Source organism: Aneurinibacillus thermoaerophilus (assembly GCF_019603355.1).
Classification (GTDB): Bacteria; Bacillota; Bacilli; order Aneurinibacillales; family Aneurinibacillaceae; genus Aneurinibacillus; species Aneurinibacillus thermoaerophilus.
On sequence record NZ_CP080764.1, the window covers coordinates 3,550,001 to 3,576,739 of the forward strand.

25 protein-coding genes, 1 rRNA gene and 1 riboswitch (1 of these 27 running past the window's edge) are annotated in these 26,739 nt (G+C 45.4%); of the genes, 3 read left to right on the plus strand and 23 right to left on the minus strand.

Features of this window, described 5'->3' with window-relative positions:
- Positions 1-1,374, minus strand: a 16S ribosomal RNA gene (locus K3F53_RS18220) (it extends 167 nt beyond the left edge of the window).
- 712 nt (positions 1,375-2,086) lie between these two features.
- A complete protein-coding gene (locus K3F53_RS18225) occupies positions 2,087-2,353 on the minus strand; it encodes a hypothetical protein (protein ID WP_057897299.1) in 267 nt (88 codons plus the stop codon).
- Between the two features lie 295 nt (positions 2,354-2,648).
- Positions 2,649-2,773, plus strand: a riboswitch (glycine riboswitch).
- Positions 2,774-2,917: 144 nt separating this feature from the next.
- On the opposite strand from K3F53_RS18225, the gene K3F53_RS18230 reads away from it, so the two are divergent.
- Both K3F53_RS18230 and speE read left to right on the plus strand, forming a co-directional pair.
- Positions 2,918-4,288 (plus strand): alanine/glycine:cation symporter family protein, encoded by a 1,371-nt coding sequence (locus K3F53_RS18230; RefSeq protein ID WP_057897297.1) that lies wholly within the window; start codon positions 2,918-2,920, stop codon positions 4,286-4,288.
- A 189-nt stretch (positions 4,289-4,477) separates the two neighbouring features.
- Entirely contained in the window at positions 4,478-5,335 is an 858-nt protein-coding gene (gene speE / locus K3F53_RS18235) for a polyamine aminopropyltransferase (protein WP_091260544.1), read from the plus strand.
- Positions 5,336-5,549: 214 nt separating this feature from the next.
- On the opposite strand, the gene K3F53_RS18240 is transcribed toward speE, so the two are convergent.
- From K3F53_RS18240 to K3F53_RS18295, 12 genes are all read right to left on the minus strand, one after another.
- Positions 5,550-6,197: an amino acid ABC transporter permease gene (locus tag K3F53_RS18240; protein WP_057897295.1), complete on the minus strand. Its 648-nt coding sequence runs from the start codon at positions 6,195-6,197 to the stop codon at positions 5,550-5,552.
- Between the two features lie 30 nt (positions 6,198-6,227).
- Positions 6,228-6,884, minus strand: coding sequence for an amino acid ABC transporter permease (locus tag K3F53_RS18245; RefSeq protein ID WP_057897294.1), 657 nt, complete (start codon positions 6,882-6,884; stop codon positions 6,228-6,230).
- Between the two features lie 71 nt (positions 6,885-6,955).
- Complete coding sequence (locus K3F53_RS18250; protein ID WP_220559220.1) at positions 6,956-7,810, minus strand: ABC transporter substrate-binding protein; 855 nt, start codon at positions 7,808-7,810, stop codon at positions 6,956-6,958.
- A gap of 28 nt (positions 7,811-7,838) precedes the next feature.
- On the minus strand, positions 7,839-8,567 hold the full coding sequence (locus K3F53_RS18255) for an amino acid ABC transporter ATP-binding protein (protein ID WP_057897292.1): 729 nt from the start codon (positions 8,565-8,567) through the stop codon (positions 7,839-7,841).
- Between the two features lie 247 nt (positions 8,568-8,814).
- The gene (gene hutH / locus K3F53_RS18260) at positions 8,815-10,329 is read right to left on the minus strand and encodes a histidine ammonia-lyase (RefSeq protein ID WP_057897291.1); all 1,515 of its coding nucleotides are present in this window, start codon (positions 10,327-10,329) and stop codon (positions 8,815-8,817) included.
- A gap of 132 nt (positions 10,330-10,461) precedes the next feature.
- Positions 10,462-10,920 (minus strand): histidine utilization transcription antiterminator HutP, encoded by a 459-nt coding sequence (gene hutP, locus K3F53_RS18265; RefSeq protein ID WP_057900196.1) that lies wholly within the window; start codon positions 10,918-10,920, stop codon positions 10,462-10,464.
- 130 nt (positions 10,921-11,050) lie between these two features.
- Entirely contained in the window at positions 11,051-11,791 is a 741-nt protein-coding gene (locus K3F53_RS18270) for a M20/M25/M40 family metallo-hydrolase (RefSeq protein WP_220561084.1), read from the minus strand.
- Entirely contained in the window at positions 11,697-12,008 is a 312-nt protein-coding gene (locus tag K3F53_RS18275; protein ID WP_057897289.1) for a hypothetical protein, read from the minus strand. Before K3F53_RS18275 ends, K3F53_RS18270 begins: the two co-directional genes overlap by 95 nt.
- A 127-nt stretch (positions 12,009-12,135) precedes the next feature.
- On the minus strand, positions 12,136-13,599 hold the full coding sequence (locus K3F53_RS18280) for an efflux RND transporter periplasmic adaptor subunit (protein WP_236781937.1): 1,464 nt from the start codon (positions 13,597-13,599) through the stop codon (positions 12,136-12,138).
- A 27-nt stretch (positions 13,600-13,626) separates the two neighbouring features.
- Positions 13,627-15,150 (minus strand): DHA2 family efflux MFS transporter permease subunit, encoded by a 1,524-nt coding sequence (locus tag K3F53_RS18285; protein WP_057897287.1) that lies wholly within the window; start codon positions 15,148-15,150, stop codon positions 13,627-13,629.
- An 18-nt stretch (positions 15,151-15,168) separates the two neighbouring features.
- Entirely contained in the window at positions 15,169-15,822 is a 654-nt protein-coding gene (locus K3F53_RS18290) for an HlyD family secretion protein (protein ID WP_057897286.1), read from the minus strand.
- A gap of 68 nt (positions 15,823-15,890) precedes the next feature.
- Complete coding sequence (locus K3F53_RS18295; RefSeq protein WP_057897285.1) at positions 15,891-16,331, minus strand: MarR family winged helix-turn-helix transcriptional regulator; 441 nt, start codon at positions 16,329-16,331, stop codon at positions 15,891-15,893.
- Between the two features lie 111 nt (positions 16,332-16,442).
- Between K3F53_RS18295 and K3F53_RS18300 the strand changes: the two genes are divergently transcribed.
- Entirely contained in the window at positions 16,443-16,733 is a 291-nt protein-coding gene (locus K3F53_RS18300) for a hypothetical protein (RefSeq protein ID WP_139184955.1), read from the plus strand.
- A 29-nt stretch (positions 16,734-16,762) separates the two neighbouring features.
- Here the strand turns inward: K3F53_RS18300 and K3F53_RS18305 are convergent, their stop codons facing one another.
- From K3F53_RS18305 to K3F53_RS18345, 9 genes are all read right to left on the minus strand, one after another.
- Entirely contained in the window at positions 16,763-17,497 is a 735-nt protein-coding gene (locus K3F53_RS18305) for a glycerophosphodiester phosphodiesterase (protein WP_057897284.1), read from the minus strand.
- 121 nt (positions 17,498-17,618) lie between these two features.
- The gene (locus tag K3F53_RS18310) at positions 17,619-18,938 is read right to left on the minus strand and encodes an ABC transporter substrate-binding protein (protein WP_057897283.1); all 1,320 of its coding nucleotides are present in this window, start codon (positions 18,936-18,938) and stop codon (positions 17,619-17,621) included.
- Positions 18,939-18,965: 27 nt separating this feature from the next.
- Positions 18,966-19,772, minus strand: a complete 807-nt coding sequence (locus tag K3F53_RS18315; RefSeq protein ID WP_057900195.1) for a carbohydrate ABC transporter permease — start codon at positions 19,770-19,772, stop codon at positions 18,966-18,968.
- Between the two features lie 45 nt (positions 19,773-19,817).
- The gene (locus K3F53_RS18320) at positions 19,818-20,756 is read right to left on the minus strand and encodes a carbohydrate ABC transporter permease (RefSeq protein ID WP_057897282.1); all 939 of its coding nucleotides are present in this window, start codon (positions 20,754-20,756) and stop codon (positions 19,818-19,820) included.
- Positions 20,757-21,830, minus strand: a complete 1,074-nt coding sequence (locus tag K3F53_RS18325) for an ABC transporter ATP-binding protein (protein ID WP_057897281.1) — start codon at positions 21,828-21,830, stop codon at positions 20,757-20,759.
- Positions 21,831-21,846: 16 nt separating this feature from the next.
- Positions 21,847-22,509: an HAD-IA family hydrolase gene (locus K3F53_RS18330; protein ID WP_220559221.1), complete on the minus strand. Its 663-nt coding sequence runs from the start codon at positions 22,507-22,509 to the stop codon at positions 21,847-21,849.
- Positions 22,481-23,086 (minus strand): glycerol-3-phosphate responsive antiterminator, encoded by a 606-nt coding sequence (locus K3F53_RS18335; RefSeq protein WP_057897279.1) that lies wholly within the window; start codon positions 23,084-23,086, stop codon positions 22,481-22,483. Before K3F53_RS18335 ends, K3F53_RS18330 begins: the two co-directional genes overlap by 29 nt.
- 250 nt (positions 23,087-23,336) lie before the next feature.
- Positions 23,337-25,016 carry a M20/M25/M40 family metallo-hydrolase gene (locus K3F53_RS18340; RefSeq protein ID WP_057897278.1) on the minus strand — a complete coding sequence of 560 codons (1,680 nt, stop codon included), beginning with the start codon at positions 25,014-25,016 and terminating at the stop codon, positions 23,337-23,339.
- A gap of 18 nt (positions 25,017-25,034) precedes the next feature.
- The gene (locus tag K3F53_RS18345) at positions 25,035-26,435 is read right to left on the minus strand and encodes an alanine/glycine:cation symporter family protein (RefSeq protein ID WP_220559222.1); all 1,401 of its coding nucleotides are present in this window, start codon (positions 26,433-26,435) and stop codon (positions 25,035-25,037) included.
- Between the last annotated feature and the right edge of the window lie 304 nt (positions 26,436-26,739).

Consider the following 26,739-nt stretch of genomic DNA (forward strand, 5'->3'; position numbering starts at 1 on the left):
TTCACCGCGGCATGCTGATCCGCGATTACTAGCGATTCCGGCTTCATGCAGGCGAGTTGCAGCCTGCAATCCGAACTGAGAACGGTTTTTAGGGATTGGCTCACCCTCGCGGGTTGGCACGCCCGTTGTACCGTCCATTGTAGCACGTGTGTAGCCCAGGACATAAGGGGCATGATGATTTGACGTCATCCCCACCTTCCTCCGTCTTGTCGACGGCAGTCTCCTTAGAGTGCCCAACTGAATGCTGGCAACAAAGGACAAGGGTTGCGCTCGTTGCGGGACTTAACCCAACATCTCACGACACGAGCTGACGACAACCATGCACCACCTGTCACCGCTGTCCCGAAGGAAGCCTCCATCTCTGGAGGGGTCAGCGGGATGTCAAGCCCTGGTAAGGTTCTTCGCGTTGCTTCGAATTAAACCACATGCTCCACCGCTTGTGCGGGTCCCCGTCAATTCCTTTGAGTTTCAGCCTTGCGGCCGTACTCCCCAGGCGGAGTGCTTATTGCGTTAGCTGCGGCACTGAGGAGGTGAACTCCCCAACACCTAGCACTCATCGTTTACGGCGTGGACTACCAGGGTATCTAATCCTGTTTGCTCCCCACGCTTTCGCGCCTCAGCGTCAGTTACAGGCCAGAGAGCCGCCTTCGCCACTGGTGTTCCTCCACATCTCTACGCATTTCACCGCTACACGTGGAATTCCGCTCTCCTCTCCTGCACTCAAGCTCCCCAGTTTCAGATGGCCCTCCACAGTTGAGCCGTGGGCTTTCACACCTGACTTAAGAAGCCGCCTGCGCGCGCTTTACGCCCAATAATTCCGGACAACGCTTGCCCCCTACGTATTACCGCGGCTGCTGGCACGTAGTTAGCCGGGGCTTTCTCGTCAGGTACCGTCAGACCGGGAGGTCATCCCGGCGGTTCTTCCCTGACAACAGAGTTTTACGATCCGAAGACCTTCCTCACTCACGCGGCGTTGCTCCGTCAGACTTTCGTCCATTGCGGAAGATTCCCTACTGCTGCCTCCCGTAGGAGTCTGGGCCGTGTCTCAGTCCCAGTGTGGCCGTTCACCCTCTCAGGTCGGCTACGCATCGTCGCCTTGGTAGGCCGTTACCCCACCAACTAGCTAATGCGCCGCAGGCCCATCTGTACGCGGCTCAAAGGCCTTTCCATGCCGAACCATGCGGTTCGGCATCCTATCCGGTATTAGCTCCGGTTTCCCGGAGTTATCCCGGTCGTACAGGCAGGTTGCCTACGTGTTACTCACCCGTCCGCCGCTAACCTCAGGAATGCAAGCACTCCATCGGTTCGCTCGACTTGCATGTATTAGGCACGCCGCCAGCGTTCGTCCTGAGCCAGGATCAAACTCTCCAAAAAAGTTGAAGATTGATACGCAAGCTCGTAAGCTAGCTCATAAAGTAAAGAATGTTTTTCGGGCCCCATAAAAGTGCCTGAAATCAACTTTGAAGCTGACCTTCACTTTCATGGGATATTTAACTCGCACACAAACGAGTGTCACTGTTCAGTTTTCAAGGAACTTCTTTTTCATTTTCACCGCGTTCCAGCGGCGACTTTTTCATCTTATTATAACCTAAGATTTTTGTCAACAACTTTTTTTGTTTTTTATTCTAATTCTTCACTGTGCTTGGCAACAACCTTTTATTATAACAAAAAGGATTAGTTGATGCAAAGTTTTTAATTTGTTACAGCGATAGTTTTCATTTTATCACACCTTCGATATAAAATGCAAATCGAGTGAAGACAATCGGTCTTTTCATTTCATGTCGTTACATAGCATGTACTATGGCCTCTGTTGGCTACAGTATGGACTTTGTTTTGTTTGGTAAACTCATCCAAAGAACGTTGGCCTCCTATGAGGTTCGTTTCGTATTCCTCAGGCCAAAGGTTTGCCGCCGACTTCCTTCAGATTCGACCTCGAAGTCGACATCCTTGTCTTAAGTTAATGGCTACTACTGCCTTCGCCATTCAGGACTTGAACCCTATAGATGACCCCCATGCCGAGCGCACCAAAAAATGGCCGCTTTTAAAAGGCCATTTTTTCCCTCAAAACTATATATACTGTACCTTCCTAATTCTGTGGCTGCTGCATCTGCGCTACACGTCTGCGTACTTCCTCCAATTGCTCCACCATCTCAGCGACAGCGCGCTGATTTTCGCTTGTATTCGCTTGTGCGATTGCACGTTCTGCCTGTTCAATAGCATTTTGAGCGCCTTCAAGCGCTTGCTGGGTAGGGTGGGATTGCATCTGAGCCGCAGCATTCTTTGCCTGCTCTACCGCGTTTTGCGCCTGAGAAATCGGGTTTTGCGTCTGTATGCTGGATTGTTGATTATCCATGTGATTGCCTCCTGCTCACATTTTTTCTGTATTTAATATAAGCACCTATCATTTTCTTTATCCGTCATTCTCCCATTAAAACCTTTTACCAAAAATATTTTCAATCAATTTAAATTTCATTTAACCTCTTGATTTCTCATTTTTATTTCCTATAATTTAACTTATTAATCAAATATATATTTCGGATGAACCATGCAGGAGAAGATGAACCGTGATTCACTGGTTTGTCTACCGACGGGGCAAGAAGCAAAAGCTTCGAAACTCTCAGGTCTTGGGATCAAGTAGAACTGTATGGGGACGAAACTCTGGAGAGACCCCCTCCGCTTCCACACTAATGAAACGGAGGAAAAAGGGCACCGAAGGAGCAAGTCTGCGCCACCGCGCAGATAATCTCTCAGGTAAAAGGACAGGGATTACAAAAAAGAAAAAAAGGCCAATCTTTACTTTATTTTATGGAAAGGCGTTCTTTCACCATTTATTCTCTACCTTGCCATATCTCCAGAGACCATTTTATCCACAGGATAAAATGGTTTTTTTATTTCTAAAAAGGAAAGGGAACGGCAAATGGATGCTCTAGCAAAACTACTTGACAAAATCAACGGATACGTATGGGGAATGCCTACGCTCATTCTCTTGGCCGGAACAGGCCTTCTGCTCACTGTGCGTCTGCGTGGCCTCCAATTCACGAAACTTGGATATGCACTAAGCCTAGCTTTTGGCAGAAAACAGGACAAAACATCAGAAGGGGATATTAACCATTTCCAAGCGCTTATGACGGCTCTTGCCGCTACAATCGGAATAGGAAACATCGCGGGTGTAGCCACGGCAATTACCACCGGAGGGCCTGGTGCAATTTTTTGGATGTGGCTTACAGCCCTGTTCGGTATGGCGACCAAATACTCAGAAGCCATTCTAGCCGTCAAATACCGAGTAAAAGGAAAAAACGGGGAATACTCAGGCGGTCCCATGTACTATCTGGAACATGGACTAGGAAAAAAATGGCTGGCTGTGCTATTTTCTCTTTTCGGAATTTGCGCTTCCTTCGGCATCGGCAATATGGTGCAGGCTAATTCCGTCGCGGAAGCGGTAAAAATAAACTTCTCGGTTCCCCCAGTCATTACCGGTATTGCACTTGCCGTTCTCACTGCCTTTGTCATTCTCGGCGGCGTGCAGAAAATCGGGCAGGTAACAGGCGTGCTGGTTCCTTTTATGGCTATCTTTTATATTACAGCAGGAGTTGTGATCATACTTGTTCATATTGAGCACGTCCCTGACGCGATCGCTGCCATTTTGTCCGGCGCTTTTAACGGTACAGCGGCTGCTGGAGGTTTCCTCGGTGCGACAGTAGCCCAAGCGATTCAAATGGGGGTTGCACGCGGCGTTTTCTCGAATGAAGCTGGTCTTGGCAGCGCTCCAATCGCCGCGGCCGCGGCAAAAACCGATTCGCCCGCAAAACAGGCGCTTGTTTCAATGACAGGAACGTTTATTGATACGATTATCGTCTGTTCAATTACCGGACTAGCGCTTGTTACAACCGGCGTCTGGGAAATGGGCAAAACAGGCGTAGAAGCGACAACGCTTGCGTTCCGTAGCGTGTTCGGCAGTACCGGAAGCGTCATTTTAGCAGTTTCGATTATTCTATTCGCTTACTCCACGATTCTTGGTTGGGCGTATTACGGCACCAAATGTATCGAATACCTTCTGGGCCGCAAAGCCGTATGTTATTACCAAGCTATTTTCATTATCGTTATCGCCTTTGGTTCGGCGCTTAAGCTTCATATTGTCTGGACGTTTTCCGATATTGCTAACGGCTTAATGGCTATTCCAAATCTTATCGGTCTGATTGGATTAAGCGCAGTAGTTGTAGCTGAGACCCGACGATTTCTTGCTTCCGAAGCAAAACCGAGAAAAGAAAACACGAACCAAGCTCTATGATGATAGGAAAAGTAAAAACCTTTGAATTGTCTGCGCTTTTCCGTTATGATACCCTAAAAGAGGGACATTGCTGTTTTCTCCCGGGGACTTAAACCTTGAGGAAAGGAACTCTGTGTCTCTTTTTGTTTATATTAATGACATCATGTGAAATACATTACTTTTTTGCGAAGATCATACAAGGAGGTAGAAATGAAGCAAACACCGAACTACATTGAGAAAAAAGATGATGTATTATGGCTTACGGAAGATGAGCGCGAAAATTTGAAAATAAGCTACCGCATTAAAGAAATCGTCGCCTCGGAATCTTCTCCTTTCCAACATGTGATGATCCTTGACTCATATGATTTCGGTAGAATGCTGGTGCTTGACGGCGTTGTACAGACGACTTCAATTGACGGGTTTATATACAATGAAATGATTACCCATGTGCCGTTGCATTTCCACCCGAACCCTAAACGCGTTCTTATTATCGGGGGCGGCGATTGTGGCGCAGCGCGCGAAGTGACAAAGTACAAAAATGTGGAACAAATCGACATGGTTGAGTTGGACGAACTGGTAGTCAAATTCTGCAAAGAACACTTGCAGGAAGTTTCCGGGAATCTCTCTGACCCGCGCGTTCGTTTTATTTACAATGATGGCGTCGCCTTTGTCAAAGACATTGAAAATCACTACGATGTTATTATTGTGGATTCGTCTGATCCGATCGGGCCGGCGAAACAATTGTTTGAGTTGGATTTCTATAGAAATATCCACCGCGCTCTCAAAGAGGATGGCATTATGGTTTGCCAAAGTCAGTCGCCGATTTTCCACTTTGATGTTCTACAGCAATCATATAAGCATATCAGCGATCTCTTCCCGTTAACCAAACTGTACACTGCCGTTGTCCCGACATATCCGGGAGGGATGTGGACGTTTACAATGGGATCAAAAGTATATGAAAAACCGGTAGAACATGCTTTCCAGCAAGATACGAAATACTTTAATAAAAATATTCTCGACGCTTGTTTCCAGCTTCCACAGTTTCTAATCCAAAAATTACAGGCCTAGCGCTGGGCCTGTAATTTTTTGTTCCAGAATCATTTGACAATACACAGACTTAAATAAGCCTCCTATTATTTCTCGCCCGCTGACGTCTATTTGCCGAAGTTGGGCTGTACGCCTGGGCAGGCATTGCAACGGATACATACACATAAGAAAACGAGGCGGCACAGATGCTACGGCACCCCTTCGGGCAAGTGCATCCATCCCCTCGTTTTTTGCCTTAACGAGAATGTTCCAACCGCCGCGCAATAAGCGACAGGCTGAAGTTAACGACGAAATACAATAAAGCGATTAACAGCAGAATCGGGATAACATATGAATAATTAGTATTGTAAATAACCTGTCCATTGTGCATCAATTCCGGAAGAGCAATGATAATTGCCAGCGAAGTATCCTTCAACAGCGAAATAAACTGACTAACGATCGGTGGAATCATACGACGCAATGCCTGTGGTAAGATAATGTAGCGAAGGGCTTGCCCGTACGTTAAACCAGACGCACGCGCAGCCTCAATTTGTCCTTTATCCACCGACATCAGACCGCTTCGGACAACCTCGGAAATCATCGCCGATTCGAAAATTGTTAGCCCTACTACTGCCGCGCTGAATACCCCCAGTTTAATTCCGACATCACGCAAGGCAAAATATACAAAGAAAATAATTAAAAGCAATGGCAGATTCCTAATCATTTCCACCCATACAAATAACAGTTGCGATAACACCGGGATTTTTGTATATCGAATAATCGCCACAATAATTGCAATCACAAATGAAAGCAAAATTGCCAGCGCTGCTACTTCAAGCGTTACCAGAAATCCTTCCAGCAAATAACGCAAATTCGGCCAACTGTACGCACCAGCAAAATCCATAAACTTCACTCCTTTTCCTCTCCACTACATTCAGGCATGCTTCAGGCGACGCTCCAACCAATTCACCAGAATAGAAAGTGGTACCGTAATGGTTAGATAGAAAAAGCCGACAAGAATATACGTATCGAAAACATTAAGCGTATTGGAAGCGACAATATCCGCATGATACATCAAGTCCATTCCCGCAATAACACCTAGGATAGATGAGTTTTTAACAAGGTTAATAAACTGGTTACCAAGCGGAGGGATAACAATTCTAAAAGCCTGTGGCAAAATAACGTAACGCATCGCCTGAATATAGGTCAGACCGGAAGCACGAGCAGCTTCCATTTGGCCTTTCGAAATTGAATGAATTCCGGCTCGGATAGCTTCCGAAATAAAAGCGGCCGTGTAAACTGTAAGGCCAAGTGTGCCTGCGGTGAATGCGCCAATTTGAATGCCGAGCGAAGGCAAACCAAAGAAAAAGAAGAATACTTGAATTAATAAAGGAGTATTACGAATGAATTCAACATAACACCGCCCGATAATAACCAGAATGCGAAAAGGCGAGATGCAAAAAATGGCGAGCATAGTGCCCAACGCTAAGCTCGCGATCAATGAGATGAAACTAACTTTCAACGTTGTGATCAGACCGCTAATATACTCAGTTCGGTATTCAGACAAGATTTCAAATATTGTTTGCAGCATACGTTCTGTTCCTTTCCTCCGGAAAGATGAAAAGGGCCTGCGGCCACCGCGCCGTCAGGCCCCTTCTTCCCCTATTTTTTCTGCGGCTTTTCGCCAAACCATTTTTCGTAAATCTTGTCATACTCACCGGAAGACTTCAGTTCCGCGAGCATTTCATTGATCGTTTTCAGCATCTCGGTGTCGCCTTTGCGAACTGCAATACCGTATGGTTCATCCGTAAATAGGCCTCCCACCAGTTTGAAATTCGGATCTTCTTTCTGCATACCAAGCAGAATGGAGTTATCCGTTGTAAGAGCGTCGCCTTTTTTCGATTTCAGCGCCGTAAACGCTTCTGCATAATTCTCATACTCAGCTACTTTCGCCTGCGGAGCTTTTTGGCGAATATTTTTCGCAGAAGTGGAACCTTTCACCGCGATAACCGTCTTGCCATTCAAATCCTGTATGCCTGTAATCGGAGAATTTTTCGGAACGAGCAAGGACTGGCCTGCTTCAAAATACACATCGGAGAAGTCAACCGTTTTCTTACGTTCTTCCGTAATGGTCATAGTCGCGATAATCGCATCAATATCACCATTTTTCAGCATTGGAATACGCGTCTTAGACGTTACTTCTTTCAGTTCAATCTTCGTCTCATCACCCATGATTTTTTTTGCTAGCGCTTTCGCTATGTCAATATCAAATCCTTTTACTTGACCATCAACCGGATCTTTCTTGCCGAACAGGTTCGTGTCATACTTTACACCTACGATCAGCTTGCCACGTTCTTTCGCCGCGGCTACTGCGCTTTTTTCTGCGCTCCCGTCGCTTGCCGCCGAACCCGCATCCGCTGGTTTGCCCGCTTCCTGCTTACCGCCGCAAGCCGCAAGCATAACAGACATGACCAGCATAAAAATAAGGCTTAAAATCGATATTTTTTGCTTCACCATGTAAAACCCCCTTTATAAATTGCATAAATTAATGGTTCAACAGGCGACTCAAGAAGATGCGCGCTCGTTCTTCCTTCGGATTTGCGAAGAACTCTTTCGGCTCGCCAACTTCTACAATTTGCCCGTGATCCATAAACACCACACGATCGGCTACTTCCTTGGCGAATCCCATTTCGTGGGTCACGACTACCATAGTCATGCCCTCTCTTGCCAAGCTTTTCATCACTTCCAGCACTTCGCCGATCATTTCCGGGTCAAGCGCGGATGTCGGTTCATCAAACAGCATAATCTTCGGCTGCATTGCAAGTCCCCGCGCGATTGCCACCCGCTGCTGCTGACCGCCAGAAAGGGCTGAAGGGTAAGCATCCGCTTTGTGTAAAAGCCCAACCTTCTCCAAGTAATAACGGGCCGTCTTTTCTGCTTCTTCACGCGAAATTTTGCGCACCTTCATCGGAGCAAGCGTAATATTCTCCAACACAGTCATGTGCGGATACAAATTAAAGTGCTGAAATACCATGCCAATTTCCTGCCGCAACGCATTTAGATTTGTTTTTTTGTCATGAACATTTACGTTATCAACAATGAGCTCCCCACTTGAGATTTTCTCCAAATGATTGATGCAGCGAAGCAACGTCGACTTTCCTGATCCGGAAGGACCAATAATCACAACCACTTCCCCTTCGGAAATCTTCAAGTTAATATCCCGCAGCACATGAAAATTGCCATAGTACTTATCTACATGGCGAAACTCGATCACTATGTACCTCCGTAAACTCCTAGTTTATGTTGGATAATATTGGCTGTCCTAATTTGATCATACTATAATTAATTGATAATTGCAAATATTTTATTAATTAATTAACATTCATCATTTAGACCCTTAATATTTAGGAAAATAGACTTCAATATCCTTAATTTTTTAATTTATAGATAAACAAAGAACATAAATACAAGAGAAAAAGCGATTCATCCCCCACCTATAGAGGAAGGAGACTTCTCGCTACTTATATAAAAAATGTCGTTCCCACCATAGTTTGTACGGGTGTCTGAAGCAAAAAATTAGTCACTGCTTCGATGTCTTGCGCAAATACGCGATCTTCACTAATTGGCGCCGTAACTGCGCGGGCCATGGCATGAAATTTTCTGGTTTTCGTTGCCATCTTCTCAACCCCATGATATTCGGCTGCCTGCAATGCGCAGATTAATTCAATCGCAAGCACCCGGCGGCAGTTTTGTATAATCTGATAAGCATGGCGTGCTGCAATTGTCCCCATACTAACATGATCTTCCTGGTTGGCCGAAGACGGAATAGAATCGACGCTCGCCGGGTGTGCCAGCGTTTTGTTTTCCGAAACAAGTGAAGCAGCACAGTATTGCAAAATCATCGCACCTGATTGCAGTCCGGGTTGCGGACTTAAAAAAGCTGGCAAGCCGCTTAATTGTGGATTAACCATCCGCTCAATCCGGCGTTCGGAAATATTAGCCAGCTCCGCGACAGCCATTTTTAGAAAATCCATCGCCAGCGCAATCGGTTGCCCATGAAAGTTCCCTCCAGAAATCACCTGCTCCCCGTCTTGAAAGACGAGCGGATTGTCCGTGGCGGCGTTCATTTCAATTTCTAACTTTTCTTTCACATACCCAAGCACCTGCCAAGAAGCGCCGTGAACCTGTGGGATGCAGCGCAATGAATACGCATCCTGCACGCGCAATTGACCTTGTCTTGTCGTTAGTTTGCTATCCGCAAGATAGTCACGCATCCGCGCCGCAACCGCTACCTGTTCCGGATACCCACGCGCGACATGCACTTCTTCGGCAAACGCGTCCATGATACCACGCAGTCCTTCCATCGTTACGGCGGCAATAAGTTCCACCTGATAGGCAAGCTGTTCCGCTTCGAGATAAGCAACTATACCCATGGCCGTCATAGCTTGCGTTCCATTAATTAGCGCCAGCCCTTCTTTGGCTGTCAAAACAAGCGGCTGAATGTTTTCTGCCTTAAGGGCTACGGAAGCGGGAACGATTTGCCCTTTGTAAAACACGTCACCTTCCCCAATGAGCGCAAGTGCCAAATGGGATAATGGAGCCAGGTCGCCGCTCGCGCCAAGCGAACCTTGTTGTGGAATAACCGGATGGATTCTACGGTTGAGAAAGGCAAGCAAGCTGTCAATCACTTCCCGACGCACGCCAGAGTACCCCTTTAAAAGTGCGTTCGCCCGCAGCAAGAGCATCGCCCGTGATACCACTTCCGGAAATGGTTCGCCAGTTCCACACGCATGGCTACGAATGAGATTTAGCTGCAATTTCTCCACATTTTTCGGATCAATCAACACGTCGCTTAACTTGCCAAATCCCGTGTTAATACCATAGGCAATTTTATTTTCTGCCACGATTTTTTCCACCGCACGTCGACTCGCTTCCACCCGCTGCAAGCTTTCCGGCGACACTTCTACCTGTTCAAACTCATACAGAATACGTTGCGCCTGGGCTAGTGTTAAAGAATAGCCGTTCAATTTGACCATACGCTTCACTCTCCTTTTCAAAATAAACAAAAAGGGAGCCACATATGCCTAAATAAAGCGATAAAACCGCTTCTTCTTAAGCAATATGCAGCCCCCTATTATCTGTTTGCTATGGGCTTTCTAAATTCTTATTCAAATGTGATTGATTCCAAGTCCCAGCGTCTCGTGCTCCAGTCCGCGAACCGGTGCACCGATCGTGCCGTACAGCGCCACGGCGATCCACTCACCTTCTCGCTCACTATCATACGGACATCCCCGTACAATCGCAAAATTTAATCCTACAGTCCGAAGTACAGTGCCAAGCTGGACCTGGCCACGGGTAACGCCCTGCATCGCTTCGATGATGGCATGGTATAGCGCATGTGCCTCACGGTAAAACGAGCCGTCGATAATCTGCTCCTTTTTGGCGGCAGTTTCAATAGCGGCCACCACTTTATGAGCGTCCATAGAACCAACTTTTCCCCTACAATACTGATAACCTAACTTCTCTAACCTGGCAAGGGAAAAATCTTCTGCTTCAAACTCGTCTTCTTCCAGCAACGCCAACTGCATTGCCATCTTGCCGATGCGATGCTCAATACGTAAAGACACGTCTTCACCACTCACTAACTATAACGATCTGCTACTATACTAATATATAAATATGTCAGAAAATAGTCAATGTTTACACACAAAACTTTTTACACCTACGCTTGCTAATCTTTTCCCACACTGTCTCACATTATTTTTTCGGTTCTTTTATATGCGTGAGCAACTCGATTAAGAGAATCGAAAATGTGTGCAGACGCTCCTCCATTCTACCTGGGAACTGTGAACGGATAAAATTCAAACTATCTTTCTCAGGATTATGCCATATAGCCCCATGCTTTTCCGTTTGAACATAACCATCCTGATCACACAGCGCCCAGTTTGTCGCTTCAAAATAAGCGAACGGGATTCCTAGTTTCTTAAATGCCGCATGGTCGCTCCAATCACCCGTCGAACCTTTCGGATATTCAGGATTAAGACCCGGATTGGTTTCCACGTTCAGTTTCTTTTTCTTTGCAAGGTCCAGCGCCTGATCGCGCACCCAACCGTCTTCGCCTTCATCCCCGTATACATACATCTTATCCCCAGCGATCAAACTATCCAAATTCACCATGGCTACCGTATTTTGTATTTCTTTCGGAGTCATTTGAGAAGTGTAATACTCAGAACCTTTCGTGCCGATTTCTTCAGCCCCGAAGAAAACAAACGTTAGCGTGTAAGGCATTTTCTTATGTTGAAAACTCTCAATGGCTTCCAATATTACGCCCACGCCGGAACCATTATCATCGACTCCCTGTACGCCTTTTACCGTATCGTAGTGAGCTCCTACAATGATTTGCCTATCTGATTCCCCTATTTTTTTCGCAATAATATTCTGCGAAACAATCGTTTCCCCCGCTTCTGTTCGTTGTTGTAAATGTTTGAATTTCTGGATGCAAGCCTAACTTTCTCAACACTTCTACAATATACTGTGCCGCCCGCTTCTCATCTTCCGTGCCAGCTACCCTATCGACAATTTGCGTCGCCAGGTTAAAGATATGATCGGCAGCGATAGTACCTGGTTCTGTCTTCGATTTTGCCGTTGCCAGCGGAACAAACGAAATAAATACAAGTATCAAACAACATAGAAGAACAAATTGCTTTTTGATCATCTTTCCCCCTCCTACCCCTCTCAAAATATGACTCTATTATATTTTTGTATAAAAATGTTGTAAATAGAATATTAATACAAATAAAAAGACCCAATCCGCAAGGAAAAGATTGGGTCTTTTTACATATTTAATGCTGTATTTCAATTTTGGTTTGATCGGCCAAAAGCGCCACATTATTAACGATCACTGTGTCATTTTTCCGTAAACCGGACGTAATCAGCGCTTCCGCTCCCTTTTCAGCCCCTTCCTTCACTTCCACTCGTTTTGCCTTATCGCCTTCTGCTACGTACACATAGGTTTTTCCATTTTCTTTTACAATAGCAGAGGATGGGATAACAATGCCTTTTTGCGAGCCGGGAGCAATTAAGCGAACGTCAGCGAGCATGCCCGCTTTCAGCTTCACATCCGGATTCGGTACCGTAATCTCTACAGGATATCCTTTTCCTTTTTCATCAAGTGGGCTAATATTCTTCACCGTGCCTATCGTTTGGAAATTAAACGCCTTTGCCTTTACCTGAACCTGGCTTCCCGGCTGTATACGGTTTATCTGATCAGCCGGGAAATATGTCAGAATCCGAACTTCGGACAGATTGGCCACGACAAGCACAGGCGCCTGCGGGGAGACCATCTCACCGATTTCTGCTTTTTTCGCACCGATAATTCCGTCGATCGGCGAAACGACAGTCGCGTCGTCAAGCATGTCGCGTGCTGAAGCAGCCGCGACTTGCGCCTGCTTCAACGCCTGACGGCTTGCTTCAATTCCCGCTTCACTTTGCGCTACATCAACCTGTTTTTGGGCATTTTCATAGCCGCTGATTGCATTTTGATAACTTGCTGTTGCATTGTCATATGCCTTCTGCGCAGTGGCCAGCGCTTTTTGGGCTGCTCCCAATTTCTCTCTAGCATTCGCGCGTGCAATTTCTGCGCTCCGATGCGCCGCTTCCGCATTGACAAGCGATGTTTCCGCTTGTTCCAGCTGCGCTTTGGATACAGCCCCTTGTTCGAACAATTGAGCAATGCGGTCACGGTTTGCCTTCGCATCATGCAGAGCTTGCTCTGCTTTAATGAACGAAGCGTCCGCATCTTTTACCGCGTTAGCGGTCTGCTCCAACGCACTTTTAGCCTGTGTAACAGCTCCCTGCGCCTGAATCATGCCGTTTTTCGCCTGTAACATTCCGTTTTTCGACTGTACAGCACCGCCTGTTGCCTGAACCACACCTGATTTTTGCGCCATCTCCGCCGTTTGAATCCCTGCTTCCGCCGCTGATACAGCAGCTTCCGCTTTCCGTACAGCGTTTCGTAACTCTTTATCTTCCAATTTAAACAGTACCTGGCCCTTTTTGACCCGCATGCCAAGTTCTACCGGCATCTCAGCAATTTTCCCCGCGATTTTCGGTACGATATTAACTTGCTGCTCCGGAAGCACAGTACCTGTGAATATCTCTCCTGTACCAAGCACACCTTCCTGCGCTTGCGCCACTTTCACCGGGACTACGGTTTCCGGGCTTACAGCTTCTTTCGCGCTGGTTGTGCATCCCGCCAGCGCGAACGCTCCAAGCAACAGGCAGGCTACTGCCTTTGTTCGTCTCATTTTTTTCATCCCTTCTCCCTTTCTTTGTTATCCTTGTTTTGTCATCTGCGCCTGTGGCAACTTCTTTTTTTGTTTAAACAAAAATACAAGCGGAATAGCAATAAACAGAGGTATAGAAGAAATCAAAAACGTATCAGCAATACTCCACGCTGTCGCTTCACGCTGTATAATCCCTACAAGTGTCGGAATACTATTTACACCGAGGCTTTCCTGTGCGGTTTGAAACGCTACCGTATTGATAGATTCGGTAATATGCTCGGCATGCTCGGCTGCTTTATGTTGCATAATAGCTGTCAATACCGCAATTCCAAGTGAAGCCGCTACTTGCCTAATAAGATTGGAAACTGCGGATGCATTCCCAACCTGATGCGGAGCTACGGCATTCATTCCGGCAGTGGAAAGCGGCATCATACAAAGCCCAATGCCAATGCCGCGAATGGTAAGCACAGTCTCAAGCCATTCTTGCGGCGTGTTGACAGTTAAACGATGAAGCTCGTACGTCATTACGCTCAAAATCGTAAGACCGACAAATCCTAAGGGAATGACTCCGACTTTATCAAATAATTTTCCGGCTATAGGCATCATGACCGCCATCGCGATCGATTGTGGAATGAGCAAAATTCCTGTATCAATAGCGGATATCCCCTGAATGTTTTGCAGGAAAATTGGGGTCAAAAACACGCCGCCAAATAATCCGATAGTTACAAGGCTAGCAGAAATTACACTCAGCGTATACGTAAAATTTTTAAATAAACTTAAATCGATGATCGGATCTTCTTTTCCGGTCTCAACCCACAGTAAGAAGACAAGCGCCCAAAAAGAAATAAACATCAAAGCCACAATTTCAAATGAAGTCCAACCTTTCGTCTGACCGTTACTGAGCGCATATAGCAGTGTTCCTGCTGAAATCGCTGTAAGTACAAAACCGAGCGTATCAAAGGATTTGCCTTCGACTTTTTCTGTCTCCTGTAACAAAACAGATATGAGAAAAATCGCCAGAAGCGCCACTGGAATATTAACAATGAATAAAGAGCGCCAATTGAACCACTCGATTAAATATCCACTCAATGTCGGGCCGACCGCAGGAGCTACCATGGCGGAAATCCCCCACAGTCCAAGCGCCATGCCAATTTGGTTACGCGGAATGATTTTATAAATGATCGACATGCTAAGCGGCATAATCACACCGCCGCCAAGTCCTGCAATCACACGTCCAGCAATTAATGACGTATCGCTCCAGGCCAGTGCGCAAAACAATGTTCCGGCGGTAAACACGCTTAGCGAAATGATAAAAAACTTCTTGTAGCCAAGCCTGTCTCCCATATATCCGCTAATCGGAATGATCACACCGGACGCCAGCATATAGCCTGTTAATACCCATTGGATTCGTTCTGTCGTCGAACCGAGATCGTTCGTCAACTTAGGAATGGCCACATTAATGAGACTATTGTTCAAAATAGCAACGAACGCCGCAACAATAATGGCAATAAAAGCAACCCAATTCGTACCGGATGATTCGGCTGAAGGAGCGGCAGAACCCTGCGTACTCACATTTATTCCCCCTCCCCGTTATGTAATATGAACTTTGATCTCCACGTTCGTTCCCGGTATGAGTTCTACGGCATCAGGCTTATCAATACTGATTTCAACCGGAATTCGCTGTGTTACTTTATTGAAATTACCGCTTGCGTTCGTCGCGGGAATTAAAGCAAATGTGGAGTTTGAAGCCTTCCCTATTTTTCTTACTTTTCCTGTAATCGTTTTGCCATTTGCCGCATCAAGCGTAATGTCCACCTTTTGTCCAGGATGTATTTTAGAGATATCTGTTTCCTCAATATTAGCTGATACATAAAGATGTTTGAAATCCATCATCACCGCTACTGGCTGGCCGGGAGCTCCCATCTCATGCTCTTTGGCGAAAACCTTAACAACTACACCGCTAATCGGTGCGCGCAACACGGAGCGACTTACCATACTGGGGTCCATATTCGCAGGATCTTGCTCCGCAATGGCGTCATTTTCTTGTACAACATCTCCTTCTTCGACATGAATCCGCATTATTTCCCCGGCAATTTGCGGCATAATTCGATACTGGTCTCCCTGAATGCGCGCATCTTCTGTTTTAACATAGTGTGTTCCCTGGTACCAGTAGTAATAACCGATACCGCCCCCACTGATCAACATTGCTAAAAGAAGAATCCATAGTAACATCTTTCGCTTCATTTTTTTCCCTCTTTCCTTTTGATTTCTCTTTCTAATATTTTGGATGCGAAATATCCTTGCAAAAATTTTTATTTTTTTTCTTTTATTTTCTCTTTTAGGCGATCAGCCAATAATTGTAGAGCGTTAACAATATTTTTTATCTCGTCTTCCGAAACCCCTGCAAATATTCCGTCAAAATAGTCGTCCCGAAGCGCAGGAACTTCTCTACAAAGAGCTTTTACCTTTTCCGAAAAGAACACCCAGACAACGCGACGATCTTTCTCATCCCGTACCCTACGAACATATCCGTTCTCCTCCAAACGATCTACGATACCAGAGACCGTGCTGTTCGACAGGCAAAGTTGCCGACTAATATCAGAAATACGCTGCGGCTCATCTTTCAGGCAACGCAAAACAAGAAACTGCGGTCCCGTTATATTAAAAGCCGCTATTTCGCGCGACAAAAGCTCAAAGGTCATCTGATTAATCTGACGAAGTAGTAGACGAATTTGCTTGGACGCGTTCTGCATGTCTGGCTCCTTTCACATAAAAATATTTCTTTCACAAATATTTTCTATACGAAATACACATATAAGATTATAGCAGTCACGCGAAGAATTACAAGATAAAAGTTTATAAAAATGGGGGCAAACGATACAGAACTCCGAGAGGTTGGTTCTTATTTATGTATGTTTTATAGCTTTGATAAAGTATTGATAAACAACACGCCTCTTCTTCCTGTACACCCTTTTGATTTTCCTCCTAGCACCGCTGAAAGCAAACGCAAAACATCGACTGCAACTGTCTCCATCTCCAAACAGATTAGATGTTTTGCAGACGCCGCTTTTACCGAAGCAGTATGGACAAATAATACATCCTTGCGGAAAATCAATGAATCCCAGGAAGAAGAGGCATATTTGTCAACAATCTAAGACTCTGTCCAAACTACGCAGAGCTTCTTTTAATTGGCCGTCGTTTTTTTCAAGGCAATCATACGTTCTGGATGATTGGTGCAAATCTGTAACTGCGGATGAAATCCTAACAAATGTTGAATGTCATCCGGTTCATCTACCGTCCAGGCAATGACGGTATATCCTGCTTCAATCATTTCTATTACGAAATCTTTCGTTACATACGGATACGGCATCGAAAGAATAGTCGCGCCGGTTTCCGCGAGCTGCTCGCGTATCAGCCTTGGTTTGCCCCCGAAAATCAATCCTTTTTTCAAAGCGGGAGCAAGCGCATGAACCCGCTTAATTGCGTCATGATCAAAAGAAGTAATATACACTTCCTGTTCCATTCCGTATTTATAGATAAGCTCTACCACTTTTTCTTCCAATCCTGGATATCTATCACCGGCAGCCTTCAACTCAATATTTATCTCTAATTTACCACGGACTTCCGTAAGCACCTCCTCGAGCGAAGGAATATGCTCGCCTTTAAAAGATTCGTCAAACCATAGACCAGCATCCATCTGCTTTAGTTCTTCCCATGTATAATCTTTAACCGAACCCCCAGCTTTTACTGTACGTCCTAACACAAAGTCATGCATCAGCACAGGTACCCCGTCTTTTGAAAGCTGCACGTCAATTTCAATTGCTTGAATATCAGGATACTGCAGCGCGAGACGGACAGCTGCCATCGTATTTTCCGGTGCTTTTCCTGACCAACCCCGATGAGCAATACAAACATTCATTTGTTCTTCTCCTCTCTTCTTTTACTATGATATAAACATCAAAATACCCAAAATGATAGATACAGGATAGGGAGGGTTCGTTCGCTCTCCCCATCCTGTATTTACGCATCATTTAGTCATTTTATTTCTTCAGCGTTTTTTGTGCTTTCTTCACAGCCGTCTCTAGCGCTTCATCAACGGTTGCTTGTCCGAGCATGGCGCGCTGAAGTTCGCTCATAATAATCTCTTGCAACTCTTTGTATCCCGGCACCATCGGACGCGGCTTCGCATATTCAAGCTGATCGACTGCTACTTTCAGATTCGGGTCTTTTTTGTATGCTTCTTGCATTTCCGGCGATTGCACCGCTTCCGTTGTTACCGGCATATAACCGGAAGCAAGCGACCATTTAATCGTCTGTGGTGTATCGCTCATCCACTTGATAAACTCCCAGGCGGCTTTCTTCTCTTCATCCGAAGATTTCGCCAGCATGACCAAGTTAGCGCCACCCGTGGGCACGCCGTAGCTCTTGGCCGCCGGCAGGAATGCCGCCCCTACATCAAACGAAGCGCTGGATTTTAATGTTTGCAAATCGCCTGTAGAAGTAAAAATCATGCCTACTTGCTTGTTTAAGAAATCCTGTTTCGCTACATCCCATGCATTGTACTTTTCTCCCGGAGGATTTTTCATAATTCCTTCTTTCACCATGTCGCTCCAAAGCTTTAGCGGCGCTTTCCCAGCTTCATTGTTAATGGTAAGCTTTTTGCCATCTTCGCTTAGAATATTGCCTCCGTTCTGGAATACCAACGCTTCATAGAACCAAATATCAATCGGAGTGGAAAAACCGTACGTCTTTGTTTTATCGCCTTCCTTCTTCGTGAGAGCACGCGCGTATTTCACCAGCTCATCCCATGTCTTCGGACCAGACGGATCAAGGTTCGCTGCTTTCAACATATCACGGTTCACATACAAAAGAGGAGTCGAACGGTTAAACGGAATCGCATACAGCTTATCTTTCCAGTAAGAATTCCCCATCAGGCCCGGAATGTATTTCTTCTCCACCCCCTGTGTGTACGGCGTCAAGTCTTCCAGTACCTTCGCATCGGCAAACGCGCCCACGGACGCGATTTCTACCATCGTTACATCAGGCTGGTTACCCGCGGCTACCGCGGAAAGCACTTTGGCATGGTTTTGATAGTAATCCCCTTGGTAAGCGGGTTTGACTACAATATTTTTGTGAGTAGCGTTAAATTCTTTTACCATCTCTTCAATGACTTTGCCGTTTTTGCCTCCCAGAGCATACCAGAAATCAATCTCCACCGGTTTGCCTTCACCGGAACCGGCAGCCTGTTCCCCTTCCGCCGAGCCATCCGTTTTTGAAGCAGTTTGTCCCGAACAGCCCGCAAGTATAAGCGACATACTTAACAGCAACATCAGAAAAATACTGGCCCACCTTTTTTTCATACCTGACTTCCTCCCGGATTCGTAAAGTTATTTGGATTGATATACAAACGCGCTAATGATATGGCGTTGTGCAAAAAAGAAAATAACAAGAATCGGAATCACTAGAATCATATTGCCAGCCATAATGATATGCCACAGGGTGTCTCCTTCGGTCGATTTCAACATGGAAATGCCGACGGGCAACGTGCGCGCCTGTTCGCTATTGGTCATAATGAGCGGCCAAAAATAATCGTTCCAGTGATAGATGAAGCTAAACAATCCGAATGTAACAAGCACCGGCTTAGCCATCGGCACCATAATTGTCCACATGATTTTCCATTCACTGGCGTTATCCAAACGGGCTGCTTCAATAATTTCATCCGGCACCTGCATAAACGACTGGCGCAACAGAAAAATACCAAATGCGCTCGCCCCATATGGAAGAATGAGCGACCAAAGTGTATTTACAAGGTCCCATTCACTCATAAACACATAAATAGGTAAAAAAATTACCTGCGGCGGAATCATGAGCGCAATAAGCGTCAGGCCAAACAACATGTTGCGCCCTTTAAACCGATACCTAGCAAACGCATAGGCGGCCGGTACAGCGGTTAATAGCTGAAAGATGAGAATCGTAAGCGTAACAATTAGGCTATTTACCAGATAAGTAAGAAACGGACCCGACTTCCAGGCAATGGAAAAGTTCACAAATTGCCATTTCTCCGGCAGAAATGACGGTGGAAACCGGAACACTTCCGGCAACGTTTTAAAAGCGGTCAGCGCCATCCAAAGAAAAGGAAAAACAAAAACAAGCGCGATTGCAAGCAAAAGTATCCATTCAATCATTTTCCGCATATAAAGACCAAGAGAATACACCCTATGCTCCCCTTTCCTCCGGGTTTACCGATAATGAACCCGCCGGGACATAAAAGCAAAATGAAGCAATGTTAACAACCCGACAAGCAAGAGCAAGACGACAGAAGCAGCCGAAGCGAGACCACCATTGAAGAAATCCATCCCCTGCTCATAAATATAAAACACAAGCATGTTCGTGCTGTTCACCGGTCCTCCCTGCGTCATAATAGCGATCGTATCAAACGCCTGAAATGAAGAAATCGTGTTAATGATGAACAAGAAGAAAATTGTTGGCGAAAGCATCGGAATCGTAATTCTCCGCAGCGTCTGCAAGCGCGAAGAACGGTCAAGGGCTGCCGCTTCATAAATATCTTTCGGAATGCTTTGCAGACCGGCGATAAACACGATCGTGTTATAGCCGACTATTTTCCATACGCTAACAAGGACAAGGGACAAAAGCGCGCTCTTCGTATCGCTCAACCATGTATAAGCAGGCAACCCTACCGCTTTCAGCATCGCATTTAACAGTCCATACTGCGGATCCATCATCCACATCCACAGCATGGAAATTGACACAAGCGAAATAATATGCGGGCTAAAAATCGCACCCTGAATCACGCCGTATATTTTCGCTTTCCTGTTCAGCCATAATGCCAGCAAAAAGGCAAGCCCAAGCCCGAGTATCACCGTAAGCGCAGTGAACACCGCCGTGTTTACAATAACCTGATGAAAGTCTTTCTCCTGAAACAAGTCCTGAAAATTCGCCAATCCTACCCATTCTTTTTCTTCCAAATTCAATAGCGACCAGTCGTGAAAACTCAAATAGATCATGTAGCCAATCGGATAAAAGAAAAAAATTACAAAAAACAGAAAGGCAGGTGTCAAATATACATAAGGCCACCATCTTTCCCATTGCCGCACCGGAGACAATACCCGAACCGTCGACTTCCAAACTTTCGGTTTTGCTACCGCTTCATTTTGCATCTATGCAATCCCTCCAACAAGGGCATTTCTAATTCCCCGCACTTGTTCTCCAGTCATCCGTATACCGGTTTCTTTATGGAAGAAGTATAAATGCTTGGCTTCAACCGATACTCTCACACTTGTACCGAGCTCGATAATGCTCTCCGCGCTCCCTTTCACTACAATACGCTCCTGATTAACCTGAACATAATACAGCATTTCCGAACCGAGAATCTCACGCGAAACGAGCGTTCCTTCAAACGTTAAGCCTATATCTAGCACGGTCGCCTGCCCGTTCCTGTTCTGAACATCGATTTTTGCTTTTTCCGGACGAAAACCAACCACGCAGAAAGGATGGTTGCGAATTTTCACAATATTCATAGGTGGCGAACCGATAAACTGGGCTACAAACAAATTTTCCGGCATCGAATATAAATCGATAGGTGAAGCCACCTGCTGGATCTTCCCTTGATTCATAACGACAATCTGATCGCCCATCGTCATGGCTTCCACCTGATCGTGCGTGACATAAACAAACGTGGTGCCCATTTGCTTATGCAACGCTGTTAATTCTACGCGCATCTGGTGGCGCAGCTTAGCATCCAGATTGGATAAAGGTTCATCCATCAAAAACACTTTCGGCTTTTTCACCATCGCCCGCGCCAACGCAACTCGCTGCCGCTGTCCACCGGATAGCTGGGACGGTTTGCGCTTTAAATACTCAGTCAAACCAACTACTTCAGCGATTTCTTCAACCAGCTTTTTTGTTTCTGTACGAGACACGCCGCGATTGCGAAGACCAAAGCCGATATTGTCAAACACGCTCATGGTCGGATATAACGCATAATTTTGAAAAACCATGGCGATATCCCGCTTGCCGGGCGACACATCGTTTACCATTTGATCGCCGATCCAAATTTCTCCCGACGTTACGCTCTCCAAACCGGCAATCATACGCAACGTCGTCGACTTTCCACACCCGGAAGGACCAACCAGCACTGTAAATGAACCATCGGGAATTGTGAGATTGAGCCTTTCAATAACTGTCTGGCTTTCATACTGCTTGGTAACCTGTTTTAACATGACCTGTGTCATAGCGGCGCACGTCCTTTCATTTCGCTTTTTCCAGCACAAGCTCGCTTACAAGATCGCCAAAATTTAAAAAATAATAATCTGGACAAACGGTTACTCCGTGTTCCATACCATACCAATTCATAAAAATAGCAGCGACACCCGCTGCTCTAGCGGCCAATAGGTCATACTTGCTATCACCAATAAAAGCCGTCTCATGTAAATCGGCGCTCAATTCCGCTACCGCCCGTAGAACCGGTTCGGCAGAAGGCTTACCAGCGGCTACATCGTCCAAAGTCACAATCGAATCAAATAGTGGAAAAATACCCGCTATGTTTAATCCGCGCATCGTGAAATCGCGCTGTTTATTGGTTACAATGCCAAGTTTGCAGCCGAATGCCTTCAACTGTTGAAGCCCTTCAGCAACTCCGGGAAATAAGCGAACTGTCCGATCATGATGAGCGTCTATACGCTTGAAATAATACTGAAGTATCTGCTCCCTGGAATAAAAGCTTCCCAGCGCCTTATCGATCACATCCAAAAAATCGTCGAACGATTCCCCAAATCTGGCCAATATTTCTTCTCTCGTAAATAGTCCCGGAACATACGCTTCAGCCGTAGCATATACGGCGTCAATAATCGGATCGCGACTGTCTAGCAACGTCCCATCCAGGTCAAACAACAGGTACCGGAAGTGGCTCATTAGCTATCTCCTCCTTCCATAAATGATGATTTCCCATAGAAACGGCAATCGCTCCGCAGCGCAATGCCTGTACCATCTGTCCCCTATTCTTCAACAATCCTCCGGCGATAATGGGAACTTCAATATTCCTACGGAATTCAGCAATAAATTCCGGCAATAACGCAGGCATAATTTCTACCACATCCGGTTCCGCCTCTTTTACGGATAAAAAACCGGACTTAATCGCATCGCTATCAACGAAGAACAGGCGCTGAATGGTTAACAGCCCGTGCTTTTTTGCTTGCTTTACAAGATTATTGCGCGTTGTAATAATCCCGTCAGGTTTTACGCACCGGGCCAGAAATGCGATCCCTTCCTTATCCTGACTCATTCCGCCGATGCGCTCCGGATGGACAAAGACAGGAATACTATGCGCTTTGTAAATTCGTACATAATGAGCAATATTACCGACATCGCCGATAGACAAAACGACAGCACCCACATCGGCATGCAACGCCTTTTCCAGCGATTTTGGTTCTTTGACTGAAGCAATCTTTTTCACTTTGGAAAGCCTCATGTAAAGTTCGGTTCGGTTCACGCTATGCCTCCTTTCAAAACAAAAAAACCTTAAATAGAATTACAGAACAGGGGAAATGCCGATGTCGCAAATCTGCCGACCTTTCTCGTAAGTTCTATTTGAGGTTTCTCCAAGACTCCAACCTTTCTTTATTTACTTGTTACTTTAGAAGATACAACAGCATTGTTATCCTAAAATAAATAAACCATTAAAAAATTGTAAAAAACACCCACCTATTTTTGAAATAGGCGGGTGCTCTATCGCAATGATTTTATTCACTGCCTACAGGTTCCGCTTTGCGGCTTAGCAGCCTGCATGTAACGGCACGAATAAGACCAGGCAAAACGCCAAATGTATAAGGTTTGTATACACGTTCCGTCCATTTGTGACCATCTTTTCCGTATACACCAATATTGACGGATGAAATGTTAAGGCTGCGAATTTCATTTACCGGTACCGGATAAATATTCTCCCATTCCGGAAAATTCTTAATCAACGAAAGAATCTCTTCATCCGTCTCATGTAACGACAGAAAACTTCCATCTGCAAGATATGGAAAGAACTTCTTGAGTGCGAATTTTTCGCCTGTTTCTTTCTCCACCACTTTCAACACCTCACGGACTGCCTCAAGCAACTCGCGATCCCGCTCTTTGTCCGTGTTCAAATAATTGTGCGGCAAATACGGAGGGGCGTAGAAAATAATCACGCGCGCTTTTTTCTCCGAGTCCATGTTTTGCAGAGCCTCTACAATCTTAAAGCATAGCATGCGCGGCTCCATATCCTTATTCTGCTCCCACACTTCTCTTGCCTTCTGTTCCGGGTTCATTCCTTTTTCGGCTAGCTCTTCCATATATTCTGCAAGGCTGGTCACTTCAATATTCCATGATAGTGATTTAGCAGGAAGACCGGTACGGATCAGAAATTCTTTATAATTTCTGGATAATTTCTCCTCCACTTCACGAGTAGCTTCCACGGCAATATCTTTTAGCTTGTCCATAACTTCTTTCGCCGTTAACTCATAAATAAAGTAGTTAAAATAAAGATAACTGCTAGTCGCCGTCTGTACGTTATATACCTCCTTATTATCGCGTTGATAGAGGCATGAAGGCGGCAATACGAGTTCTCCCTCAATATTCTCGGTTAACTCTACATTATTGTGAATACGCCGTGTAATCTCCGCCGCGATTACATTCGGATCGATACCGGAAAGGGTATCCCCTACGTGCGCCTCCCGCCCGTAAATATAAAAGCTTGGCAACAGTTTGCCTGCCGCTCCCGTATAAATGTAGCGATGATGATCACCGTCATATAATGGCGTAATAAAGTCATTGTTAATGGCCATCACGAAATCCAGACCCTGGTGCCGCTTAAGGCGCTCCAGTTCCGAAATCGCCGTTATAACACCTTTATGTTGGCTTTCCTCGTCCGGATTTAGCATCAATAACACATTGCCCGAAAGTTCTTCGCGGTGCTCCGTAAAATACAGTACGTTTGCCAGATGGACAGCGATTCCGCTCTGCATGTCCACCGATCCTCTGCCGAACAGCCAATCGCCAGATTGCGCATCTTTCTGCACATCCTTATCCCGTTCATATCCAGAAAAAAACTCGGCCAATTCATCCGGCTTCAACGCATATTGTTTCATCACCCCGAAATCTTCAATTCCTACAGTATCAATATGCGAATGATAAATAATGGTTTGTTTTTCATCAGAAAGCCCTCTGACAAGAGCGAAAATATTTTTGCGTCCCAACGAGTCATTCGGGATTTTCTGCTCCCAAACATTTTCAGGATGCTCCTGGAAGTATGGAAAGCTTAACAACACATCTTTGATAAAATCCGCAATCTCTACTTCTCCAATGGTTCCGTTAATGCTTTTGATACCGACGAGCATCCGGGTTAATGTTTCAACTCTATCAAACATGTTCATGGAACGAAGCTGTGTATACATTTGATGTCTCTCCTTTGTTTATTGCGCTTCCTTTATCATTTGTCTCTCTTCTTCCGCTTTCTTATTTCTTGGCCTATTCAACTTTGTAAAATAATCTCTAGTAATTGCTCGCACTTCTCCGCTTAAGAACAAGACGGCGATAAGGTTCGGTACAACAATGAGCGCCAGTAGCAAATCAAGAAATTGCCAGATAAATTGCAGGCCGCCGACAGCGCCTACCATAATCGCACCGATATATACAAGGCGCATAATCTTAGAAAATGCGGTACCAAACAAATATTCCGCTTGCTTCTCACCATAATATACAATGACGATAACCGTTGAGATAACGAATAGGAACAGGACAATGGAAAGAAGCATATTGGCCAGCGAGGGACCAAAGATTTGTCCAAACGCTTCCGCCACCATAGAAGAAGCCTGCTCCGCTTTCAACGTTTTCCACGTTCCGGAGGTCAATACGATAAGCGCGGTCATCGTGCATATAATCATCGTATCTACGATAACTTCAAAAATGCCCCACATTCCCTGTTTGGCAGGGTGATCCGTCTTAGCGCTTGCGTGAGCGATAGGCGCTGTTCCCATTCCCGCTTCATTAGAATAAATGCCGCGTGCCAGGCCCCATCGGATAGCGGCAGCGATACCCGCACCCGCAAAACCACCCACGGCGGAAATCGGGATAAAAGCGTGCGTAAAAATTAGTGCAAACGCTTCCGGAATATGTTTTGCATTATAAATAAGCACAAGCAAAGCTCCAATTAAATAAATGGAAACCATAAGCGGCACAAGCTTTTCTGTAACTTGTCCAATTCTCCTAATCCCTCCGTATGTGGCTAACGTGACAACCGCCATCACCCCAATTCCCGTCGCCCATAACGGAACATCAAATGAGTTTTTTACCAGCGTAGAAATCGAATTGGTCTGCACCATCGTACTTGCGGCAATTTCCAGCATCAATCCGAAGGCGAACAACCAAGCGACAAATCGCCAGCGAAGCCCTTTTTCAATGTAATACATCGGACCGCCAACCCAATCGCCTTCTGCATTTTTTTGCCGGTACTTAACACCAAGCACGACTTCCGAATATTTCGTAGCCATACCGATAAACGATACAATCCACATCCAAAATACGGCACCCGGACCGCCAAGGATGATAGCAACCGGCACGCCGACAATATTCGCAGCTCCCACTGTAGAAGCCAAAGCGGACGTTGCGGCTTGAAATGGTGTCACTGAGCCTGGTTCATCGCTCTTCTTAAACATCTTTCCAAATGTTTGTCGCAGAATATGCGGCAAATAACGAATTTGAAAAAATCCTAAGCGAAACGTGAGAAAAAGTCCGCCGCACAGCAGCAACAAAATCATGGGTAGACCCCATATCCATTCCGTTACTGCCCCGATAATTTCCGTTACACTTTTCAAACAGTATCGCCCCTCTTTCCGTCTCTCTTGGTAAATAATAATATAATTACCAATTTAATATAATTTTTTATTGTCAATATAAAATTCAAGCAATAATAATGCCAAATTATGAATAAATATACTATGCAATAACAGGAAAACAGGAAAAATTTTTCAAAAAATATTTTACATTCATTTTTTTAATTTACTTACTTACTGTGATTATGCAAAATTATTTTTCTTATGAAAAAACTATTTACATTCGTTATATTATTTTGCACAAGAAAAATGCGCCTTCAAAAGGCGCAATGCAATTATACTGTAT

Bases quoted from the DNA above. Each gene is read 5' to 3' on its own strand.
- K3F53_RS18225 (WP_057897299.1), bottom strand. From the start codon at position 2,353: ATGGATAATCAACAATCCAGCATACAGACGCAAAACCCGATTTCTCAG.
- K3F53_RS18230 (WP_057897297.1), top strand. From the start codon at position 2,918: ATGGATGCTCTAGCAAAACTACTTGACAAAATCAACGGATACGTATGG.
- speE (WP_091260544.1), top strand. From the start codon at position 4,478: ATGAAGCAAACACCGAACTACATTGAGAAAAAAGATGATGTATTATGG.
- K3F53_RS18240 (WP_057897295.1), bottom strand. From the start codon at position 6,197: ATGGATTTTGCTGGTGCGTACAGTTGGCCGAATTTGCGTTATTTGCTG.
- K3F53_RS18245 (WP_057897294.1), bottom strand. From the start codon at position 6,884: ATGCTGCAAACAATATTTGAAATCTTGTCTGAATACCGAACTGAGTAT.
- K3F53_RS18250 (WP_220559220.1), bottom strand. From the start codon at position 7,810: ATGGTGAAGCAAAAAATATCGATTTTAAGCCTTATTTTTATGCTGGTC.
- hutH (WP_057897291.1), bottom strand. From the start codon at position 10,329: ATGGTCAAATTGAACGGCTATTCTTTAACACTAGCCCAGGCGCAACGT.
- K3F53_RS18275 (WP_057897289.1), bottom strand. From the start codon at position 12,008: ATGATCAAAAAGCAATTTGTTCTTCTATGTTGTTTGATACTTGTATTT.
- K3F53_RS18280 (WP_236781937.1), bottom strand. From the start codon at position 13,599: ATGAGACGAACAAAGGCAGTAGCCTGCCTGTTGCTTGGAGCGTTCGCG.
- K3F53_RS18290 (WP_057897286.1), bottom strand. From the start codon at position 15,822: ATGAAGCGAAAGATGTTACTATGGATTCTTCTTTTAGCAATGTTGATC.
- K3F53_RS18295 (WP_057897285.1), bottom strand. From the start codon at position 16,331: ATGCAGAACGCGTCCAAGCAAATTCGTCTACTACTTCGTCAGATTAAT.
- K3F53_RS18300 (WP_139184955.1), top strand. From the start codon at position 16,443: ATGGGGGCAAACGATACAGAACTCCGAGAGGTTGGTTCTTATTTATGT.
- K3F53_RS18305 (WP_057897284.1), bottom strand. From the start codon at position 17,497: ATGAATGTTTGTATTGCTCATCGGGGTTGGTCAGGAAAAGCACCGGAA.
- K3F53_RS18310 (WP_057897283.1), bottom strand. From the start codon at position 18,938: ATGAAAAAAAGGTGGGCCAGTATTTTTCTGATGTTGCTGTTAAGTATG.
- K3F53_RS18315 (WP_057900195.1), bottom strand. From the start codon at position 19,772: ATGCGGAAAATGATTGAATGGATACTTTTGCTTGCAATCGCGCTTGTT.
- K3F53_RS18320 (WP_057897282.1), bottom strand. From the start codon at position 20,756: ATGCAAAATGAAGCGGTAGCAAAACCGAAAGTTTGGAAGTCGACGGTT.
- K3F53_RS18325 (WP_057897281.1), bottom strand. From the start codon at position 21,830: ATGACACAGGTCATGTTAAAACAGGTTACCAAGCAGTATGAAAGCCAG.
- K3F53_RS18330 (WP_220559221.1), bottom strand. From the start codon at position 22,509: ATGAGCCACTTCCGGTACCTGTTGTTTGACCTGGATGGGACGTTGCTA.
- K3F53_RS18340 (WP_057897278.1), bottom strand. From the start codon at position 25,016: ATGTATACACAGCTTCGTTCCATGAACATGTTTGATAGAGTTGAAACA.